Source organism: Winogradskyella ludwigii, assembly GCF_013403985.1.
In the GTDB taxonomy this organism is placed as follows: domain Bacteria; phylum Bacteroidota; class Bacteroidia; order Flavobacteriales; family Flavobacteriaceae; genus Winogradskyella; species Winogradskyella ludwigii.
On the sequence record NZ_JABFDF010000001.1, the window covers coordinates 580,519 to 602,416 of the forward strand.

16 protein-coding genes and 1 tRNA gene are annotated in these 21,898 nt (G+C 32.7%); 4 read left to right on the forward strand and 13 right to left on the reverse strand.

The window, feature by feature from the left end:
- Positions 1–40 precede the first annotated feature (40 nt).
- From HM981_RS02490 to HM981_RS02500, 3 genes are all read right to left on the reverse strand, one after another.
- Positions 41–2,161, reverse strand: coding sequence for a peptide MFS transporter (locus HM981_RS02490; protein WP_179337004.1), 2,121 nt, complete (start codon positions 2,159–2,161; stop codon positions 41–43).
- 72 nt (positions 2,162–2,233) lie between these two features.
- Positions 2,234–3,796, reverse strand: a complete 1,563-nt coding sequence (locus HM981_RS02495; protein ID WP_179337005.1) for a peptide MFS transporter — start codon at positions 3,794–3,796, stop codon at positions 2,234–2,236.
- Between the two features lie 56 nt (positions 3,797–3,852).
- Positions 3,853–6,054 (reverse strand): S9 family peptidase, encoded by a 2,202-nt coding sequence (locus HM981_RS02500; RefSeq protein WP_179337006.1) that lies wholly within the window; start codon positions 6,052–6,054, stop codon positions 3,853–3,855.
- A 225-nt stretch (positions 6,055–6,279) separates the two neighbouring features.
- Here HM981_RS02500 and HM981_RS02505 point away from each other — a divergent pair, with 225 nt between their 5' ends.
- Complete coding sequence (locus HM981_RS02505) at positions 6,280–7,596, forward strand: hydroxymethylglutaryl-CoA reductase, degradative (RefSeq protein WP_317167166.1); 1,317 nt, start codon at positions 6,280–6,282, stop codon at positions 7,594–7,596.
- Positions 7,597–7,634: 38 nt separating this feature from the next.
- Complete coding sequence (locus HM981_RS02510; RefSeq protein WP_218846241.1) at positions 7,635–8,564, forward strand: GYDIA family GHMP kinase; 930 nt, start codon at positions 7,635–7,637, stop codon at positions 8,562–8,564.
- Between the two features lie 108 nt (positions 8,565–8,672).
- Here the strand turns inward: HM981_RS02510 and HM981_RS02515 are convergent, their stop codons facing one another.
- The 7 genes from HM981_RS02515 to HM981_RS02545 form a co-directional block, all read right to left on the reverse strand.
- On the reverse strand, positions 8,673–10,820 hold the full coding sequence (locus tag HM981_RS02515) for a peptidylprolyl isomerase (protein ID WP_179337008.1): 2,148 nt from the start codon (positions 10,818–10,820) through the stop codon (positions 8,673–8,675).
- A 260-nt stretch (positions 10,821–11,080) separates the two neighbouring features.
- Positions 11,081–12,370: a hemolysin family protein gene (locus tag HM981_RS02520; protein WP_179337009.1), complete on the reverse strand. Its 1,290-nt coding sequence runs from the start codon at positions 12,368–12,370 to the stop codon at positions 11,081–11,083.
- A gap of 3 nt (positions 12,371–12,373) precedes the next feature.
- Positions 12,374–12,562, reverse strand: coding sequence for a hypothetical protein (locus HM981_RS02525; RefSeq protein ID WP_179337010.1), 189 nt, complete (start codon positions 12,560–12,562; stop codon positions 12,374–12,376).
- Positions 12,563–12,581: 19 nt separating this feature from the next.
- Positions 12,582–13,151 (reverse strand): LPS export ABC transporter periplasmic protein LptC, encoded by a 570-nt coding sequence (gene lptC / locus HM981_RS02530; protein WP_179337011.1) that lies wholly within the window; start codon positions 13,149–13,151, stop codon positions 12,582–12,584.
- Positions 13,151–14,551, reverse strand: coding sequence for a hypothetical protein (locus HM981_RS02535; RefSeq protein ID WP_179337012.1), 1,401 nt, complete (start codon positions 14,549–14,551; stop codon positions 13,151–13,153). Before HM981_RS02535 ends, lptC begins: the two co-directional genes overlap by 1 nt.
- 15 nt (positions 14,552–14,566) lie before the next feature.
- A complete protein-coding gene (locus HM981_RS02540; protein WP_179337013.1) occupies positions 14,567–15,889 on the reverse strand; it encodes an outer membrane protein transport protein in 1,323 nt (440 codons plus the stop codon).
- On the reverse strand, positions 15,889–16,617 hold the full coding sequence (locus tag HM981_RS02545; RefSeq protein WP_179337014.1) for a type III pantothenate kinase: 729 nt from the start codon (positions 16,615–16,617) through the stop codon (positions 15,889–15,891). The genes HM981_RS02540 and HM981_RS02545 overlap by 1 nt, the downstream gene beginning before the upstream one ends.
- Before the next feature lie 288 nt (positions 16,618–16,905).
- Between HM981_RS02545 and HM981_RS02550 the strand changes: the two genes are divergently transcribed.
- Positions 16,906–16,981: transfer RNA gene (locus tag HM981_RS02550), tRNA-Phe, on the forward strand.
- A gap of 297 nt (positions 16,982–17,278) precedes the next feature.
- Positions 17,279–17,428 (forward strand): hypothetical protein, encoded by a 150-nt coding sequence (locus HM981_RS02555; protein ID WP_179337015.1) that lies wholly within the window; start codon positions 17,279–17,281, stop codon positions 17,426–17,428.
- Positions 17,429–17,643: 215 nt separating this feature from the next.
- On the opposite strand, the gene HM981_RS02560 is transcribed toward HM981_RS02555, so the two are convergent.
- From HM981_RS02560 to HM981_RS02570, 3 genes are all read right to left on the reverse strand, one after another.
- A complete protein-coding gene (locus HM981_RS02560) occupies positions 17,644–19,020 on the reverse strand; it encodes a sugar porter family MFS transporter (RefSeq protein ID WP_179337016.1) in 1,377 nt (458 codons plus the stop codon).
- Between the two features lie 71 nt (positions 19,021–19,091).
- Positions 19,092–20,939 (reverse strand): family 43 glycosylhydrolase, encoded by a 1,848-nt coding sequence (locus HM981_RS02565; RefSeq protein ID WP_179337017.1) that lies wholly within the window; start codon positions 20,937–20,939, stop codon positions 19,092–19,094.
- Between the two features lie 2 nt (positions 20,940–20,941).
- On the reverse strand, positions 20,942–21,883 hold the full coding sequence (locus tag HM981_RS02570; protein ID WP_179337018.1) for an alpha/beta hydrolase: 942 nt from the start codon (positions 21,881–21,883) through the stop codon (positions 20,942–20,944).
- Positions 21,884–21,898: the final 15 nt, after the last annotated feature.

Here is a 21,898-nt window from a genome sequence, read left to right on the forward strand (position 1 = left end):
TCCTAAACAGGAGCATTTTAGATATTTTTAACTGTTTTAGTTAACGTACACCATGCATTAATTTTTTCAATACCGGATTTAATACAAATATTATAAGTCCAGCGATAACCGGCACAATAGTAAATATTAAGAAGAACGTAGATAGGCTATATTCCTTAGTAATATTTTCAATTTGTCCGCCAACTACTGCTGCTAATTTATTACCAATTGCAATGGCTAAGTACCACATCCCAAACATTAAGGCAATCATCCTACCTGGCACCAATTTACTAACATAAGATAAACCAACAGGCGACAGACAGAGTTCACCAAGCGTATGGAATAGATATGCTAAAATTAGCCAAACCATACTTACTTTTACACCATCTACTAGTCCGAAAGCTCCAAAGGCAAGTAATCCAAAACCAAGACCCATTGTACATAATCCGATTGCATACTTTGTTGCCGCGCTTGGATTGTATTTACTTTCCCACCATTTAGAAAAGAACGAAGCAAATACGATAATAAAGAATGAGTTTAGAATACTAAACCAAGACACTGTGATTTCTACTTCATTCTCTCTTACTTTTGTAACCGTTGCACTCACAAAGCCAGTATCTCTTCCTAAGTCTTTTGCATTAGCAATTAATTCAGCTTGTTTTTCATCTGAAGATACAAATGAGAATTCCGTTAACTCTTTGTTTTTATTAATAAGAATTTTACTATCACCTACTTTATAATCTGCATAAGGCTCACCTACAGTAATTGTTTTAGTTACAATTTTTTGTGATGGATTTGTAACTGTACTTTGAGTAACAGGAGTGTATTTAAACTGCAATACACCTTTGTCATTTTTAACCTGCTCACCTTTATTATCTAACTCTGGCTGCTCAATAGCACTATAACTTACATCATAAGCCGTAGTATTGAAATCTCTATTTAACATCCATCCTACAATTCCCCACATTAAGACAAAACAAAATACCAAAACAATATTTGAACCTGGTATTTTCTTAAATGTTTTCTTCCATAATATATAAAGCACATAAGAAATGATAATCAACGGAATTACCGTAAGCAATGTATTTACAATATTGAATATTGTTGCTGAACTTCCACTTAATAATCTATCTACATTATCTCTAGCAAATATTACTAATGATGATGCGCCTTGCTCAAAAGACATCCAAAAGAAAACTGTAAAGAATGCAAAAACAATAAATGCAATCATTCTATCTCTTACGACTGCTGTATATCTTAAAATACGACCTATCACTAATATTAAAAACATTGCTAAGGCAAATAGAACGGCCGTATACTGACCTTCAAAATCACCTATCTGTAAAAAGGAGAACATATCGATACCTGCAATTTTAGACATTGGATCATTAATTGCATAGCCTAAACCTAAGATTGATGCTAAAACAATTAATACTTTATCTAAAGTCGTAAATGGGTTAGGACGTTCCTCTTGTTCTTCAGTTGTAATTTCAACACTTTCTTCATTAATATTCTGAGGTAATTCAACTTCATGCACTTTAGATGGCTTCGCTCCAATTTTTCCAAATAAAGGACCTGCTAACCAAAACTGAATCGTTCCTAATAGCATAAAAATTCCTGCTAATCCAAATCCATAAGCCCAACCTACTTTTTCAGCTAAATAACCACAAAGCATCATTCCGAAAAAGGCACCTGCATTTACACCCATGTAATAAATAGTATAAGCACCATCTTTCTTTTCTGGGTTCTTTTTGTACATATCAGAAATAATAGAGGTCATTGTTGGTTTAAAGAAACCAGTACCAACAACCAAAAGAAACAACCCAAAGTACAATGAGAACTCGGTTTCTAAAGCCATGGAAGCATGACCAGCCGTCATTATTAACGACCCAATAATAACTGCAGTTCTGTAACCTGTATATTTATCAGCAATCCAACCACCTATAATTGGTGTGATATATAATAACATCGCATAAGTTCCAAAAAGAGCTCCTGCATTCTCTACTGTCCATTCCCAACCTGGATTATAGCCAATAGCTGCCATAGTAAGGAAATTCACTAATAATACACGCATTCCATAAAACGAAAAGCGTTCCCACATTTCAGTAAAAAACAATACAAATAATCCTGCTGGATGACCAATAACTTTGTCTTTAAACAGGTTTTCAATATCAGTATTCATAAAAAAAGTAGTTTAGTTAAAAAGGAAACCCTCGTAAAAATTAATTTACAAGGGATTATTATTAATTATTTTTTAATTCTCTGCTAATTCGAAACCTTCGGCTTCTTCTGTATGCATTTCAACTTCATTATCTTCTGCGCCATGAGTTAATCGTTTAAGAGGTTTCAACAATGCAATTACTAAAAGACCAAAGGTAACGGTGAAGATTACAATACCTGTAAAGATCGCATATTCTCCAAAGCTCTCAGATTTCTCTCCTAAGATTCCTGCTACTTTACCTCCAAGACCTGTTGCTGCAAAGTATAATCCCATCATTAATGATGCGTATTTTACTGGTGCTAATTTTGTAACAAATGATAAAGACACAGGCGAAGAACATAATTCTCCTATAGTATGAAATAAATAGGCTAAAACTAACCATTGCATTCCTGAGCTTCCATTTGCTTCATATTCTCTTACTGCAAAAATCATAAACACAAAACCTAGACCCATAATAATAGTACCTGTTGCCATTTTAAATAATGAAGAAGCTTCTTTATTTTTTAGTTTACGTTTTGCCCAAATATTTGCAATCCATACGGCAAGTAATATAATAAACCCAGCATTTAACCCTTGAAACATTGGTGTTGGCACTAACCATCCAAACAACATTCTGTCTGTTTTCTGTTCGGTATAAACACTCATTAATCCACCTGCTTGCTCAAAAGCTCCCCAAAACACGATGACTAATAAGAATGATAATAACAACACAAGGAAACGATCTTTTAGTACTTGAGTCTCTAAGCTTTTAAATATCATCATCATTAACCCAACAACAAAAGAAAGGAATATAAACAACGCTCCATAACCCCAATGATCTACACCTTCTTTTGTAAAACCTATATATATTGAAAATGCTAGTAACGCTACAAAAATTGCTAATTGCATTGGTGATTTAAAAATATTCGAAAATATTTTCACTATAGAAACATCATCTTTTTTCTCTTCAACTGTTGGTTTATTTCCAACGTGTGTAATATATTTTTGTCCAAAGATATAAACTATCAGTCCAAATAACATTGCAATACCAGCCAAACCAAAACCAGCATGCCATCCCCATTTTGCTACAACAATACCTATAATTGAAGTGGCTAATAAGGATCCTAGATTTATTCCGATATAAAAAATTGAAAATCCTTTATCTCTTCTAATGTCTCCTTTCTTATACAAACCACCAACCATTGTAGAAATGTTTGGCTTTAAGCAACCAACTCCTAAAATGATTAATCCTAAACCTACAAAGAATGCCCAAGGCGCATCGATTGCCAATGTACCATGGCCTAAAACTAGAATAATAGCACCTAGCATAACCGTTTTTTTCTGCCCTAAAACCTTATCTGCTAAAATACCTCCGGGAATAGAAACCACATAGACTAACATTACATACCAACCATATAATTGGTACGCTTCTAGCTCTGTCCAACCTAAACCAGGACCATCTTTATGATTGGCTTGTGCAATCATATAGATTACAAGTAAAGCTCGCATTCCATAATAAGAAAAACGCTCCCACATCTCTGTAAAGAATAAAACATATAGACCTATTGGATGCCCAAATAGTTCTTTTTGATGCGGTTGTTTGATCGTAGTTGACATGATTTTATAGTTAGTTAGTAGTTAGTAGTTAGTTTAATCTAAAATATGTGTTTTTTTTAGTTCTTAGTCGTTTCCAATTTATCACCTAAAGTTTTATGAATAAAATTGGTCATCTTCTTATACAAATGAAGTCTAGTGTTGCCTCCATAAATACCATGATTCTTATCTGGATAAAGCATCCAATCAAATTGCTTATCTGCTTGAATTAAAGCTTCAACCATACGCATGGTATTTTGCACATGTACATTATCATCACCAGTGCCATGAACTAGCAGAAAATCTCCTTCCAATTTATCAACATGATTTATTGGTGAATTTTCGTCATAACCACTTGGATTTTCTTGAGGTGTAGTCATATAACGCTCTGTATAAATAGAATCATAGAATCTCCAGCTTGTAACAGGCGCAACTGCAATTGCCATTTTAAAGACATCATTTCCTTTAAAAAGGGCATTACTACTCATAAAACCTCCATAGCTCCAACCCCAAATTCCTATTCGAGATGCGTCTATATAATCTAAGTCTCCTAATTGCTTAGCTGCTTGTATTTGATCTTCTACTTCGTATTTACCCAATTCATTTTGAGTTACTTTTTTAAAATCTGCTCCTTTAAATCCTGTTCCTCTTCCATCGATACATACCACAATATAACCTTCTTGTGCTAACATCTGGTACCAATAATCGTTTGTACCATTCCAATGGTTAGCCACTTGCTGTGATCCTGGTCCAGAATACTGATACATAAACAAAGGATATTCTTTAGTAGCATCAAAATTAGCGGGCTTAATGGTCCACATATTTAAATCGTTACCATTTACTGAAATGGTACTAAATTCCTTTTTAGACATCACATAGCCTTCCAATTGTTTTACTAACGCTTTGTTATCCTTAATCTGCTTTACAATTTTACCAGATTTTGAATTGTACAGCGTATATTCTTGAGGCGTTGTTGCACTAGAAAATGTATTGATAAAATACGTGAAATCTGCACTAAATGACGCATCGTTTGTTCCTTCCTTTTGCGTCAGGCGTTTTTTGCTTTTTCCATTTAATTTTATAGCATATACATCTCTATTTATAGAACCATTTTCAGTTGATTGGTAATAAATAGTATTTGCCTTGTCGTTAAAACCATAATAATTGGTTACTTCCCAATTGCCTTTGGTAACTTGATTAATAAGCTTTCCGTCTTTAGCATAATGATATATATGGTTAAAACCATCTAGCTCACTCGTCCAAATAAAACTATTATCTTCTAAAAATGTTAAATTGAACGTGACATCAATATAAGCCTTGTCTTTTTCTGCTAGGACTATTTTTGAGGTCATTCTTTTAGTATCAATCATCCAAAGATCTAATTCATTTTGATGACGATTCATGAACTGAACACTAAGTATGTTCGCTTCTTTAGTCCATTCTAATCTTGGAATATAAAAGTCTTCATATGTTTTATCTACTTTTAATTCTGTAACACTTTTAGAATTAACATCATATAAATGTAAAGACACTTTAGAATTGGCTTCACCTGCTTTAGGATATTTAAACACATGTTGTGTTTGGTATAAATCTGAACCATAAACATCCATTGAAAACTCAGGAACATTAGATTCGTCAAATCTTATAAATGCAATTTGATTACTAGCTGCATTCCAATCAAAAGCTCTTACAAAACTAAATTCTTCTTCATAAACCCAATCCGTAATGCCGTTGATAATTTTATTTTTCTCACCATCTGTAGTGATTTGGTCTACATTTCCAGATGTTAAGTCCTTTACATATAAATTATTTTCAAAACCATAAGCGATTTTAGTACCATCAGGAGACAGGGTTGGTTCTTGAACCAAATCATCCGACACTTTAGTTACCTTTTTTGACGCGATATCATAGATGTAATATTCTCCAAGAGTAGATCGTCTAAAAACCGGCTGTGATTTAGAAGTTAAAATTATTTTAGACTCGTCGGCATTAAATGAATAATCAAAAAAACCTCGAATCTCTGATATATTAGCAGAAGACAACAAGGTTTTTACTTTTTTCAAAGTCTTATAATCGTAAATATCAATGGTTGAAGTTCTAGTTTCTCTATCAAAATTTAAAACCGAATACTGATTTCCGTTTGCCATAGAATGCAAAGCTTCCATACCTTGTGTTCTAAACTGACCGCTCCAAATCTCTTGAAGTGTAATTTGTTTTTCTTGACAAAAAACCAACGAAGTTATTAAAAAGCCAAAAATGGCTGCAACCTGTTTTAATTTCATGTATTTGTATTTATTGTTTTCAAAAGGCACCTGCTAATTGCTATTAATCATTCTTTTAAATAAAACTGTTTTAGCAAGCGTGATTCCTAAATTTCATATTTTAATAAGGCAATGCCAAGTTTACTAAAAATTATGCAAAAAATCGATATTATTAACAGTAAATCGGCATTTAAAATCAATAATGCAGCCATTTTATACCAATCCTAGTATCTTTGTTTTTCAAAAATAAAAACCAACATGCCAAACACTATTTCTGGCTTTTCAAAGCTTTCAAAATCTGAAAAGATTGACTGGCTTCTAAATACCTATTTCGCAGATAAAGAAAACGCAAAAGCACTTGTTGAACGTTATTGGAATTCTGACGAAAAACTGCAAAAATTGCACGATGAGTTTATAGAAAACACCATTACCAATTACTATTTACCATTAGGTGTTGCTCCTAATTTTTTAATTAACGAGACGCTTTATGCCATTCCTATGGCTATTGAGGAAAGTTCCGTAGTAGCAGCAGCAAGTAAAGCTGCTAAATTTTGGTTAGAACGTGGTGGCTTTAAAGCTGAAGTCTTATCTACTGAAAAAATTGGACAAGTTCATTTTACTTACGATGGTGACAGTAAAGACTTAGAGATCTATATCAATGAGGTTATTAAACAGAAGTTTTTTGACGATTCTAAACACATTACCAAAAACATGGAAAATCGTGGTGGTGGTATTTTAGACATTGTCTTAAAAGATAAAACAGCAGACTTAGAAAACTATTACCAATTACATGCTACTTTTGAAACGCTTGATGCCATGGGAGCCAATTTCATTAACTCCTGTTTAGAGCAGTTTGCACAAACTCTAAAACGAGAAGCAGCGCTATATTTAAAAGGCCACTTAAATGTTGTTATGAGTATTCTTTCTAATTATGTACCACAATGCTTAGTACGTGCAGAAGTGTCTTGCAAGATTGAAGACTTAAAGAGTAAAGACATCCCAAATCCGAAAGAATTCGCAAAACAATTTAAACAAGCTGTAACTATTGCCGAAATAGAACCTTTTAGAGCAGTCACGCACAACAAGGGCATTATGAATGGCATTGACGCCGTAGTTTTAGCAACAGGAAATGACTTTAGAGCTGTTGAAGCCGGAGTACATGCTTACGCAGCTAGAAATGGAAGTTATTCTAGTTTAACGCATTGTGCTGTTATAGATGGTGTATTTAAATTTTGGATTGAAATTCCATTAGCTTTAGGAACCGTTGGAGGCTTAACAAGTTTACATCCTTTAGTGAAATTTGCCATGGAAATGCTTCAAAAACCAAACGCCAAAGACTTGATGAAAATAGTTGCAGTTGCTGGTTTAGCTCAAAACTTTGGAGCTTTAAAATCGTTAACAACAACAGGAATTCAAGAAGGACACATGAAAATGCACCTTATGAATATATTAAATCAGTTTGAAGCTACAGAAGCCGAAAAAGTAAGACTTGTAGAACATTTTAAAACTCATGTAGTTACTCATAGCTCGGTTGTTGAAGCTATTGAAAAGATAAGATCTTAATTAAATTCATTAACCAACCTTCAACTAAATAAGGCACTTTGATTAACAAACCAGAAACATACAGAAGTAACGGCAAATTATTACTAACTGCTGAATATGCCGTTTTAGATGGTGCGAAGGCATTAGCTATTCCTACTAAATATGGACAGAGTTTAGTTATTGAAGAAAATGATTCTAATAGAATTGATTGGAAGAGTTTTAATGAATTAGGAGACGTTTGGTTTGAATGTTCTATTACATTCGATGAGATTGAGAAAAAAAGTGACTCTAATAATGATGTAAAGAACCGATTAATTCAAATATTAAAAGCTACTCAACATTTAAATCCAGAGTTTTTAACATCAAAACAAGGTTATACAATTACAACACATCAAGATTTTAATAGACTTTGGGGTTTGGGTACATCGTCTACTTTAATTAATAATATTGCGAATTGGGCACGTGTTGATGCTTACCAATTGTTAGAACAAACTTTTGGCGGTAGTGGTTATGATATTGCCTGTGCTGAAAATGATACTCCTATTACATTTCAACTCAAACTTGAACAAAACCCATCAGTAAAACCTGTTACATTTAAACCAAAATTTAAAAACCACCTCTATTTTGTTTATCTCAACCAAAAACAAAATAGCAGAGATGGCATTTTGGCTTATAAAACCTTAGGTAAAATCAGCTCTAATATAATAAACAAGATCAATTCTATAACTGAAGCCATGAGTGTTTGCAAATCACTTTCGGACTTTGAGGTTTTGGTTGAAATGCATGAATTGATTATAGCAAACCTCATACAGCAAGACCCAATTAAGACGCGATTATTTATAGACTTTAAAGGATCTGTAAAAAGTTTAGGAGCTTGGGGAGGAGATTTTGTTTTGGTTGCCTCAGGGACTAATCCTACCGACTACTTTAATGCAAAAGGATTTGATACTGTACTTCCTTATTCGGATATGGTTTTAAACAAAGGTTAGGCAAAAACTAATTTTTTCAACACAGCATCTCAGATCTCAAGTGAGCGCACAAAAAAAATGGCTTCACATTTCTGCAAAGCCATTTAAATACTTTTATATCAATTCCGGTTAATAAACCGTTTTTGCTCTATTATCTTCTATTTCCGCAGCATTCTCTAATGCCGTAAATACTTTTGTTTGTACTGAACTTCTACGTTCAGAATTCAATCTATTAATAATAGCAGTATAATTATCTAATTTTGTTGCTTCGTTTACTTTAACCAATTCAACAACATAAACTCCTTTAGTACCATCGATAGGCTTAGACGTTGCACCTTCTGCTAAACCAAATGCTGCGCCAATAACTTTAGGCTCTACACCAGCACCAGATAAGGTTGTGTTATTTAACGTTACTGCTGCTGCAGTTCTTGCACTCTGACCTTGATTCTTAGCAATATCAGCAACTGTAGTCGCTGTTAACTTCTCACGAATTAATTTCGCTTTCTTTTCTTTTCTTATTTCTGGTAATGCAGTGATAGAAGCATCTTCTGTACTCATTAATCCTTTTTCCTTTTTCTCTACAACCTTAGCAATGATATAACCGAAGTTAGAAATTGGGAAATTTTTAAAATCACCTGTTTCTGTATCATCTTCAAAAGACCAACGAACCACTTCTCTTTGACTTCCTAAACCTGGAATATTTTCGTCTAATTCTTTAAACGTAATAGGTTTCACAACTAAATTACGCTCTTTAGCTAAAGCATTAAAATCACCTTCACTAGCTGCAATTTCGAATTTAGACATTTTATTAAAAACGTCTTGAAGTGTTTGATCTGAAGGCTCAATTTTAGTAGCAACTGTTGCTACTTTAATAGCTTTATTAAAACTTTTCTGTTCTAATATTTCAATAATATGGTATCCAAAAGAGGTTTGTACAACCGCTATATCTCCTACTTTGTTATCAAAAGCATAAGCTTTAAATGCTGGTGCCATTCCTGCTCTGTAATCAAATTCTATTTCACCATTTTCTTCGTTACTTACTTTATCAGAAGATAAATCTAATAAATCTAAGAACTTAGTCCCTGATTGAATTTTAGCATAAATACTATCTGCTGTTACCTTAGCTTGTTCTGGTGTTTTAGTTACTGAAGCATCTGCTCTTTGACCACCTACAAAAGGAATTAAGATATGACGAACTTTTACTGAATCAGCCATTTGCTGAGTTGCAACAATTTTAGATAACTTATAAAACTCACCATCTTTATAAGGTCCGTAATAATCAGCTACGGCTAATTTCATTAACGTATCTTTAGCTACAGCAGGTAATTCTGCTGCTCTTAAAAATGAATCGTTATATTTTATAGCTGAATTTGAGTTAACAAACTCTTCAAGATCAGTGGTAGCATCGAAACCTGTAATAGTTTCGTTGTTTTTACTATTCTCATTATATTCTACTTTATCAGCTTTTAAAGCTAATAAGTCCGTTTTAATTTTGTCTTCATCAGCTTTTGAAGCTTCCTCTTTAAATTCTACATAGACAACTTCTCTACTAGCATCCACTTTATACTGATCTTCATGACTCTTAATGTAAGCACTAATATCACTTTTTGAAACTGTTACTAAACTATCTGAGATTGTTGTATAAGGTACTTGTACATATTTAATATCTACAGTTTTTGAATCACCAAAATACTCTTCTTCTGCTTCAGAGATTGTTGTACCAACACCAGCTTTAATCATATTGTAATATGTTTGCTGAATAGCATTTGCGGCTATAGTTTGTTCATTGATAGTCCAACTTTCATAATTTACTAAGAAGTTTCCAAGTGGTGCAGTGTCTCCTTCTAAGTCTTTTAAGTTTGCAATAAATGCATTTAAACGATTTACATCAAAGTTTCCATTTTCGTCTTGAAATTCTGGGTATGAAGAAAAACTCGTTTTTAACAAGTCTCTCATTTCATCTTTTTCTACAGATAATCCTAATTCTTCAAATTCTGACTGTAAAACGATTCTACGAAGTTCTTGGCTATAAATTGCATTCATAGATTGTGTAGAAGTTTGTCTACCTCCAGATCTATCTTGATAGCTCTTTACTTTTTGCTGAAACTCATTTCGATTAAGATCTGTTCCGTTAATCGTAGCCACCACATCTTGTGATCCTCCGGTTAAAGCATCAGAGTTTTTGAATAAATCTCCAATTACGAATGAAAATAACGCTAATGCAATTACTAATATTAATATCAGTGAGCGTTGTCTAATTTTATTTAAAACTGCCATAGTCTTTTTGTATAGTCTTTAATTTAGTGTAAATAAGTGTGCGAAAATAGTATATTCTAGTAAATAATAAAAGGAGAAGTGTAGTTTTTATAAGTGTTGAAAGCTTTATCAATAATATTATTAACAAGTAGTGCTATAACTAAGCTTTAGTGGACTGAAACAACTTAGGTTTTTAAATAAATTGAGACTAAATTAAGATTCGTTATTAAACACATTTAGAATACCAAACAAAACATAGCCTTGTAAATATTAGATTCTAATTAATCTACGTCTAGAATCTTTAAAATTACTTCGTCTATTTTGGTTGAAGAGACTTCGGTTACGGTAAATTTAAAATTTTCGATTTGTACATTATCCTTTTCTTGTGGAATTTCTTCTGTGACGTTTACAATCAAACCACCTAAAGTTTCATAATTCTCACTTTCAGGAAGATTTAATTTATAGGTTTCATTAATATAATCGACTTCTAATCGTGCTGAAAACTTGTATGTATTATGACTGAGTTGTTCTTCTATCATTTCAACAGTATCGTGTTCATCTTCAATTTCCCCTACTAATTCCTCTATAATATCTTCAACCGTCATCACTCCTGAAGTACCTCCATACTCATCAATAACCACAGCCATACTTCGACGTTTTTTAATTAAGATATTTAGGACATCTTTAATAAGGATGGTTTCTGGCACAAAGCCTACTGGAATAATAATAGATTTAATAGTTTTTGGCTTCTTAAATAATTCAAACGAATGCACATAACCTAAAATATCATCGATACTATCTTTATAAACAATGATTTTTGTTCGGCCTGAATCTATAAAGAGTTGTCTTAAGTTTTCAATAGAATCTGAAATATCTACAGATGTAATTTCTGTACGTGGCACCATGACCTCTCGCGCTTTTACATCTGAAAATTCTAATGCTTTCTGAAAAATCTGAATTTCACTATCTACAACATCATGATCATCTACAGATTCCATTTGCTCAGTAATGTAATTACCCAATTCAATTTTAGTCATTGCTAAAACCACATCCTCACCTTCAGCTTTAAAAATATATTTTAAAACCGCATCTGAGATCCAAAGAATAAAATCTGAAACCCAAGAAAACAAGACATAGAATAAGTACGTTGGAAATGCAAACACCTTTAAAAACGTATTGGCGTAAATCTGAAAAAAGACTTTTGGTAAAAATTCTGCTGTAATTAAAATAACTAAAGTAGAAATTACAGTTTGGGTCAGTAATTGTAAATCCGTAAACAAATAAGTCAACGTTGTACTATCTGATGGCAACATAGATTGAAACCATCGCACCAAAACATCTCCCATTTTAAAACCATAGATAACCAAGGCAATATTATTACCTATTAGCATCGTAGCAATATATTTAGAAGGTCTTGCTGTAAGCTTACTTAATATTTTCCCTAAAAAATCACCTTGTTTCTTCTCTAATTCAATATGAATTTTATTAGCAGACACATATGCGATTTCCATACCAGAAAAAAAGGCTGAAAGTATAAGTGTAGTTATAATTATGACTATATCTGCAGTCATAAATTAGTTATTTCGGTCTTCAAACTTTTTGTTGAAACGCTTTCTAAAGAAAAACATAAACGTTGCCAATGCTGCAAAAACTAATGACATGTATGCTCCATTTCTATTTTCTGTCCATTTAGAAATCGCATCATATATAAAAAGCACTGCAAAAATGATGTAAGCGTAGTGAAATATCTTTTGTATTTTCATGTATTATATAAAATGATTATTAATCAAAGGTACTGTTATTATCGACTTCAAAGTCGCCTCCCATTTCTAACATCTGAAAATTTTTGAATTCTTTATCCGAATCAAAACCAATACCATGTAATGTTCCATATATCCATGGTTCATTAGTAAATAGCCACTCTAACTTTTTATTATAATACAATTGCTCAGTAAACAAAGTATCTTTTTCATGCGTTGCAATTTGAACATTGCCGCGTAAGTCAATAATATCGGTGTCGGCGTAAGAAATAGCATAATTAGACGTAATGGTTGTCTGCTTATTATCTTTATCATAAATTTTAAGCTCTATACCTTTAGGGAATTCTGAAAACGCAAAACTCCTATTAGAGTAATCTAGCATTTTAGGACTTAAAAGATTGGCTAATAAATTTACTGTATCTTCTTTAACTTCGGTGTACTTTAAATCTATATCCTCTGCTTCACCAACAGGTTGATTTTGAAGCACACCAACTTTTTGAACTTCTTCAAAATTATTATTACATGAAAAAAACGTAGTCACAACAATTGCTATGACTACGTTTTTTATATGATATAAATTAGATTTTCTCATTAGATTTTTGGAACAGTAACTGAACGACCTATCCAACAACCAACTTTGATAACTGTACCTGAACAACTACACTGAAAAATATCTGATTTCGAAGGAGCACTACCTCTATAACTTGCTGCCGTTTTAGCCGCTACAGATCTTAATCTTCCATCTACTCTACCTGCTTTTTCTGCTTCATCTGCTGCTAACCAAAAAACTGCTCTTTTATTAAAGTTAGTATCTCCACAGTTATTTGCACTTTTAGCGTACATCGCTGCTATTCTTAAGTGTGGCCCTCCATTAGATGGATTCAATCTTAAAGCTTCTGTATATTGTTGTCTTGCCTTACCAAAACTACCTCTCTTGTAATTTTTCTCAGCAATCCTCATTACTAATTTCCATTTCTTTAATGGATCTGTTTGTAATTCTAAAGATTGCTTATAGAAACCTTCTGCTTCAGAAATTTTACCTTCTTTTTCTTTTAATACACCTAAATAATAAGCTGTATCTGCATTAGGATTGATAGCGTTTTTCTGTTGTACAATTGTAATAAACATTTGGTCGTCTGTACATTCTTTAGCGTATAAACGGTTCATTGCTCTTTGTAACCAAACTTCGTTATTTTTATTCTCTTCAAAATCTCTTTGATAAAGTGGGATTAACACTTCACAATTAGCTCTATCACCTAACTTCTTATCCATACTAGATAAAATTTTAGTTTCATAGACATCAAGATTAGACTCGTAACTCGCTTTGTATTGTCCTTCTTTTTTAGTTAAAGTTTCTCCAGCTTCTTCTTTTTCTGCAAGCTTGTTTAATCTTGTAGTGTAACCTTCCATAAGATTTTCTATAACCTCATAAACATCATCATACTTATCAAACATTTTTTGAGCATCTGCTGGAGTTTTTGCACCTGCATCATAAATATCTACAGCTAAAGAAAAATAAGTATAAAGACCTACTGCGCTATTAAAGTTCTTAACATCTTTGGTATAAGCTTCATCAAACATCGCATAAATTTGCTCATCTGTTTTACTAAGCTCTTTTCTATACTTATAAGCCAAGTTAGCTTTATCAACTAAAATTTCACCAAGATCGTATTTAGAAGCATAATACTCTCTACTTTGATCATATAACAGCATTAAATCATTGATGTGTGCTATTTGCTCTTCTCCTGTAGAGTTTTCGATTTTATGCTTTAGGATTTTTTCTCCATGTGCATAAATTGCTCTATTAAACTTAGGACACTTTTCTCTTACAATTTTCCAAGGACCATAAGCATCATCGTATTTTTTACTTTTTACATAACTATCAAAGATTGATAAGTTATTCATACACTCTTCTTGAGCATCATCCTGAGCAAATCCTAAGTTAACACTCATAAAAAGTGTTAGTAATAGTATTGTAATTCTCGTCTTCATCTTTAAATAAGTTTTTTAGTTATATTTCTTTTGTTCAAACCATCTAGAGTTTAAAGATAAACTTACATTGAAGTTTACAAAATTCTCTTGAATTAAATTTTTGTTCGTTGTTCCTCTTTTTCCAAATTCTAAGCCTAAATTGGCGTTAGAGAATAAACTACGTCTCCCGACTGGTAATCCTACTCCAAAAGACATGCCAAACTCTTTAATTGATTCTTCTTTTACAACTAAACCTGAATTAGAAAAGTTAAATCCGGCTCTATATACTACACGTTTAAAGTAACCAGAAAAGGCATTATAGTCCGGAATATAAAATCCACCAACAGCAATTTTGGAAGCATCTTCGAAAGTTGAAGCTTCACTAGAAAACACAGGATTAGAAAAATCACTTGAACTTTGATATGTATATTCTGTTCCAACAAACCATGATTTAGGTTTACCAAGTCCTATACCAATTGTCATTGTTGAAGGCAACGTTAATTTTGTTTTGTCTAGGTCTTCCGCCTCTAAGTCTGCGTCAATTGTATTAGAAACCGCAACAACATCTAAAGTAGATCCATTTAAAGTCACTGTAGAAAAAGATCTTGTATTATCTGAATTAAGCTTACTTCCAGGTGCATAAGTTGCCGTAGCTGAAAGCTCTAATTTATCACTAACCATAGTTTTATATGATAAGCCAAAGTTTAAATTTAAACCACTTAAATCTGATCTATTAAATTCTCTAGTTTGATACTGTACAACATCTCCGTCTGAAGCGTATGCAATTTCTATAGCGTTATTTTGGATATTCCCGAAGTTATAATTAAAATCTACTCCAAAGCTTAGCTTATCATTAATTTGATATCCTAAACCTGCAAATACTCTATTTAAACCTCCTTCGCCAGTATAACGGTTTACCACAACACTATCATCATTGATATCATCGAGTTGGTAGCCTACTGAAGTATATGGTAATAACCCAAATCCAAAACCAAATTTACCAACAGGAACTGAAATGGCTAAATAGTCAAATATGGTACTGTTTGCGCTTGCTTCACCAGAATTACTTTTTAAGTTGGTATCAGACATGGTACCAGCTACAGCAAATTTCACAGGTCTACTTTCCCCATTAAAATAAGGTCCATTAATAGGCTTTCCTGCATAAGCTGCCGGGTTTCGTAAGTTAACGTGAATACTATCTAAGTAAACACCCATACCTCCCATACTACGGTTTTCTACTGTACCTTTAAACTTAAGACTTCCAATACCATAAAATGAATATGGAGAACCAGAGCCTTGTTGAGCAAAAGCTGAAGAACTTATGATTGTAATACAAATTACAATAAATCGTTTTATCATTATTTTGAATTATATTCTAGAATGAAATTTAAACCTTCAAATAGAAAATTTGAATTCGCAAATATGCTATTTTTTAATTGGTTTGACAAAAAATTGGTATCTCCTCCTGTTAAAATAACTGTTAAATCTGAATATTCTTGTTGATATTGATCCATTATACCATTTATCTCTGTAATCACTCCGTTAACTATACCAGAATGAATTGATGATTCTGTAGAGTCTCCAACGCGTTTAGTTGGCAACTTAGTTTCTAATAACGGAAGATTTGCTGTTAAATTATTTAAACTTTTATAACGCAGTCTCAATCCCGGAGATATCGCACCACCAAGATACTCATTGTCTTTGGTTATAAAATCGTAAGTGATACAAGTGCCTGCATCAATAATTAAAACATTTTTATTAGGAAATTGATTCACAGAAGAACATACTAAGGCAATACGATCTACCCCTAATGTTTTTGGTGTACTGTAACTATTTTTAAATGGGAATTTTAATTCTGTTGATAACTCAATTACATTTAAATCCTTAGTAATAAGTTCAATTTGATCTTTGGATAAATGACCTACAGAAGAAATAATTGCTTTTTTTAACTCAGGAAAGTCATTTTTTAGCGTTTGATACTGTTCTTTAAACTCATTGAGCTTAAAATTCTGTTTGTAAATTAAATCTCCTGACTTAAAAACAGCAAACTTAACATACGTATTTCCCACATCTACGATCAGATTCATAGTGAATTCTATATTTTGATCAAAAATACATCAAAAAAATCATCATTTTTTTTACTACTTAAATTATTCTTCAACATATAATGAAATCTAATTTTAACAAAAAAAACAAAATATAACTAACTCTACACTTGAACCTTACAAATACTACTATCGCAATATATTTAAATTAAATTATGATTCATTTTTACATTTACTGATCATAATCAATTTATAATTTCAAATTTTATCAAATTCTTTTTGCAAATAATAAAAATGCGTTTATATTTGCACCCGCTTAACAAAGCAATTGGTGCCTTAGCTCAGTTGGTAGAGCAAAGGACTGAAAATCCTTGTGTCCCTGGTTCGATTCCTGGAGGCACCACCACCTTAACCTGTAACTATCTATTTAATAGAATGTTACAGGTTTTTTGGTTTCATAGGGTACTCAGAAGGGTGTTATTAAATACTTTTTCCTTAATACGCCATATTAGAACAACCTCAGTTTTAAGCAAATGCCTTTAATCTTGATAAGTTATTCCTAACAGAATATCATCTAATTAAAAAATCTTAAAATATATCTTAATTTTATAACTAATATAAACCCCAAATGAGCACCATCTTTAAGATTCAACCATAGACTCATGAAGCTAATCATATATATTTTATGAAAAAAGAAACCGAAATGCACAATAAGATACTAGAGGATATAGAATCTTGTGGCTTATCATCAGCAGAGGAAGTGTATATAGATATCGATTTATCAATACGTTACAAACCGTTATTCGAAGAACATCTAAACATAGGGCTATCGGATAAGAATAAGACAAAGTAAACTTTTTGAAACAACACAGATTCACCTTTTAGTGAACTGATAATCAACAAACCTCTTAAGAACCCACCACCTTAACACGATTCTCACGAATCGGTTTTTTTAGTTTTATATCTTAAATTCTGTTTAAGAAGTCATTGTAAAAGTATCTAAAACAAAAAAATCAAGGTGTAGGGACCTTGATTTCTTTTATTCAACAAATATTTAAAACTCAGACTTTACTCCCAAAACCCTTCAATCTCTTCTAAAGACTTTCCTTTTGTTTCTGGTATAAACTTATAGGTTACATAAACTATAACTAAAATAAAGGCTATAAAGATGTAATAAGGTAATGACCCGTTCCATGGCTCACTGTTATTCATTTCACTTCCCATAACTACTGGAAATGATTGAGACACTACATAATTAGCTGCCCATTGTGCTGCAACAGCTACAGACATCGCAACACTTCTTATTTTATTAGGAAACATTTCTGCCAGTAAAACCCAAACAACAGGTCCCATAGATAATGCAAAAGATGCTATAAACATTAATACCCCAATTAATGACCATATACCTACATTTCCTTGCTGTAATGTAATTCCTAGAAGCAAAAATCCAATAATCATACCTACAGATCCTATATACAATAACGGTTTTCTACCAAATTTATCTACTGTAAACATCGCTACGAAAGTGAATATTAAATTAACAAATGCCAATAGTATTTGCTGTGCAAGCACGTCTTCTTTACCAAAACCTAGTGCTTTTTCAAAAATATCAGCTCCATAATATAATACGGCATTAATCCCTGTAAACTGCTGTAAAACTGAAAGCACAGTACCAATAGCAATTATTGCTAATATGCCTTTAGAAAAATAGCTCACTTTAATACCATCGTTAGTTTCATTTAGAGATGCTTTAATATTATGTAACTCTTTTGAAGCTAATTCATCTCCGTTTATTTTTTGTAAAACAGCTAATGCTGCTGTTTCTTTACCTTTTAAAGCTAACCACCTTGGACTCTTAGGCACAATAAACAACAGAACTAAAAATAAAATACTTGGTATCAATTCTGACCAAAACATTCTTCTCCATCCAAATTCTATATTCTCTGCAACCGTTAAATCGTTACCAATAAAATAAGTAGCTAGGAATACCACAAAGAAACCAATAACAATTGCTAATTGATAATAGGTTACCATTCGACCTCTAATGTCTGAAGGTGCTATTTCTGCAATATACATCGGTGCATTCATTGACGCTACACCAATACCTAAACCTCCAATAATTCTAAAAACAACCAACATGCTTACACTTTGAGGCAAGAATTCTGGCAAACCAGAACCATAAGCCGAAACCGTAAAAAATATAGCCGATATGATTAAAGACCATTTTCGACCTATTTTAATACTCAATGGACCTGCAACAATAGCACCTACAAAACATCCTAAAAGCGCACTACCAACAACCCATCCTTTTAACGCATCACTTAAACCAAAATGCTCTGTAAGGTAAAATTGTGCACCATTAATTACGCCTGTATCATACCCAAAAAGCAAACCTCCTAAAGCGGAAACGGCTGCAATTAATAATAAGAAAACACTTTTTTTCATTTTATATATTTATTTAATATTAGTTAGAGTTTTAATTTATTGATGAAATATTGAACTTTCTCGTTTCATAACTACTTTACAAAAATTATATCACTCTGTTCAGAAATTCCGTTTTCATTATACGCTTCTATCGTAAAATAATACGGTGTATCACGATCTAAAGAACGCATAAAATGTTCGTTAGTATCATAAACTTGCCAAGACTGATAGAGTTTATCTTCTGCAATTCCCCAACGAATATTATAGCCTTGAGCTCCTTCTATTGGATTCCAAGAAAATGATACATCTCTGCGGTCCTCTTGCCTTTTTACTTCAAATTCTGAAACCTTCGCTGGCTTTTCACCCAGACCTAAACCAAACACTCTAAACTCTGACATCGCAAAGTTTGCGCCAGGCACTTTTTTATTGTTATAACGCACATACTTTGCCTTTACGGATTCATCTAATACAATGTAAGCATTTGGTGTATCTTTTTCGCTATTACTTCTGTCTACTACAGTTTGCCATTTGGCACCATCTTCTGAAACTTCGATAGTAAATTGATGTTTCAACCCTTCCACTCGTGTATAAATTCCAGAATCATGATCATGAAAATTCAACTGAAAAGCATTGATGTTACCAGCCTTCTGCATTTCAATGGTTATCCATTGTTTATCGTCATTAGCTTCTGCGACCCAAAATGTTTTAGGGTTTTCATCCGTTAATATTTTAGACGTTATTTCACCATTCTTATCTTTTTCGAGCGGTAATTCTGTAACTTTTACTTCGTCATCATTCGATGTAAATTTCATAATCTGCATTAATGAAGACGACACCGTAACATCTCCTTTATAAGACAGCAACATCCAACCATTGTGCTGTCCTGCTTTTGTAGGATGACTAGAACCAAAACGCGGATAATCTCCATAAGCAGTATTGGTGTACATTAAACCATCGGCATCAAAATAAGTAGGAAACATGCACAAACGACGTTCCCATTGCGAATTAGAGGCCAGCGCCATCGTGGCAAAGTGCCAATATTGTCCATTGGTTTGTTTTACCGTTATTCCGTGTCCCGCACCATTTGTAAATCCACCAGGCTTAAAGCTCATAGGATTATTTTTCATATATGTGAAAGGTCCAAGTGGTGTGTCTCCAACATAAACGCCATCTGCATATACATTAAATTGTGTGCCAGGTGCTGCGTATTGTAAATAATATTTTCCATTGTGTTTGGTCATGGAAGCTCCTTCCATATAACCTTCTTTTAAAGTAGGATGAAAGTTGTTTTCCCCAAAACGTTCCCATCCATGTTCTTCTTCAACAAGATTGAATAATTCTTTCTGAACTCCTGTTTCTAAAAAACGATCGTCTTTATTCAACATTTTTACATGAAGTGGATTCACATTAGAAGAGCCCCAATACAGGTAGGTTTCACCATCATCGTCTATAAATAATTCTGAATCTTGAATATTCGTAGATATAGATGCGGTTGGTGTCCATTTCCCTTCTTTTGGATTATCTGTGTAAAGAATACTTCCGTAACCAGAAGGATTACCAGCAAAGTACACTAACGAATCTTTGTAATTAAAAGCTGTTGGTGCATTACTACCTTCAAAAAACCATTGCTGCGGCTTAATAAAATTCCAATTGATAAGATCTTTAGAATGCCAATACCCAAAAGAGCGCGTTACAAACATGTAGTATTCTCCTTTGAATTCTATAACCGCTGGATCTGCACCTGAACGGTACGATTTATTTTGGGTTGAATTGTAAACCATATAGGTGTAATCTATATCTAATGGATTGATATAGGTGTCAAGTCCTTTTATTAATTCTGATTTACCTTTGGTATTAGAAAGTTCTTCTGAATGCTGACTCTTATCGTTATTACACGAAAAAAGAAATGCTATTGTGAATAGAAAAAGTAATTTTTTCATGCTTATTTAGTTCTTATAATTTTAGTTTGAATGACTTCTTTATTTAGCATCGTTTGCTCAAAAAAGTGGAATACCTTCTCTAAATCTTCAAAAGGAATTCGGGCAATCTCATGACCACCACCTTTAACTATATTGAAAGAATATGCTATACCTAATGCCTCTAACTTTTCAATAATAATTGCAGAACCATCTAACCTAAAGTAACCAGGTTGTTTAGCATCACAAAGATGATGTGATGCATTTCCGTAAGGCACATAATTATCTTTTGTTCCGTGATATAAAACTGCTGGAACTGCATTTTCTTCAGTAATATATCTCGCATCAACAATTGCACCTGCACAGGCAAACACACCTGCAAATTTCGCATTAGCGTATACTTCTTTATTCTTAACAAAATAATCCTTCATAAACACGGCATTTAGCATTCCCTCCGCTCCCGCACTACTTCCACCTGCTATAATTTTAGTTGGATCAATTTGTAACTTATGCGCATGTTCAACTAAAAATTTTGCAGCATCTAAATAATCGATTGCAGCTTGTTTAAAAGTTTCTAGTTTTTCATCCTTGGTACAATCGCAACCAAATCCCGTAGTTTTATTTTTTCTAAGTAAACGGTAATCGATAGAAACACCTATATAATTTTGTTTTTCAGCTGCATATTTAACCAAATTACTATCATCTGGATACGCTCGATGACTACCTGAAAACCCACCACCATGCATCCACAATAACACAGGAAGTGAATCTGATGTTTTAATATTTTTAGGCGTGAATACGTCCATTTTTAAGGTATCTACTCCCTTTATAGCATAAGTATAAGTTTTGAAATTAATTTGATTTCCAGAAACCTTAACATCTGAATTAATCACCTGATTTTGAGCAACAATTTGACATGAAAAAGCCACACATAACAATAAGAATAGGGATTTGCACTTAAAATTCATATGTGGCATAGGGTT

What these genes read in the sequence shown, in the direction of transcription:
- HM981_RS02490 (WP_179337004.1), bottom strand. Translation starts at nt 2,161, where the DNA reads ATGAATACTGATATTGAAAACCTGTTTAAAGACAAAGTTATTGGTCAT.
- HM981_RS02495 (WP_179337005.1), bottom strand. Translation starts at nt 3,796, where the DNA reads ATGTCAACTACGATCAAACAACCGCATCAAAAAGAACTATTTGGGCAT.
- HM981_RS02500 (WP_179337006.1), bottom strand. Translation starts at nt 6,054, where the DNA reads ATGAAATTAAAACAGGTTGCAGCCATTTTTGGCTTTTTAATAACTTCG.
- HM981_RS02515 (WP_179337008.1), bottom strand. Translation starts at nt 10,820, where the DNA reads ATGGCAGTTTTAAATAAAATTAGACAACGCTCACTGATATTAATATTA.
- HM981_RS02520 (WP_179337009.1), bottom strand. Translation starts at nt 12,370, where the DNA reads ATGACTGCAGATATAGTCATAATTATAACTACACTTATACTTTCAGCC.
- HM981_RS02525 (WP_179337010.1), bottom strand. Translation starts at nt 12,562, where the DNA reads ATGAAAATACAAAAGATATTTCACTACGCTTACATCATTTTTGCAGTG.
- lptC (WP_179337011.1), bottom strand. Translation starts at nt 13,151, where the DNA reads ATGAGAAAATCTAATTTATATCATATAAAAAACGTAGTCATAGCAATT.
- HM981_RS02535 (WP_179337012.1), bottom strand. Translation starts at nt 14,551, where the DNA reads ATGAAGACGAGAATTACAATACTATTACTAACACTTTTTATGAGTGTT.
- HM981_RS02540 (WP_179337013.1), bottom strand. Translation starts at nt 15,889, where the DNA reads ATGATAAAACGATTTATTGTAATTTGTATTACAATCATAAGTTCTTCA.
- HM981_RS02545 (WP_179337014.1), bottom strand. Translation starts at nt 16,617, where the DNA reads ATGAATCTGATCGTAGATGTGGGAAATACGTATGTTAAGTTTGCTGTT.
- HM981_RS02555 (WP_179337015.1), top strand. Translation starts at nt 17,279, where the DNA reads ATGCACAATAAGATACTAGAGGATATAGAATCTTGTGGCTTATCATCA.
- HM981_RS02560 (WP_179337016.1), bottom strand. Translation starts at nt 19,020, where the DNA reads ATGAAAAAAAGTGTTTTCTTATTATTAATTGCAGCCGTTTCCGCTTTA.
- HM981_RS02565 (WP_179337017.1), bottom strand. Translation starts at nt 20,939, where the DNA reads ATGAAAAAATTACTTTTTCTATTCACAATAGCATTTCTTTTTTCGTGT.
- HM981_RS02570 (WP_179337018.1), bottom strand. Translation starts at nt 21,883, where the DNA reads ATGAATTTTAAGTGCAAATCCCTATTCTTATTGTTATGTGTGGCTTTT.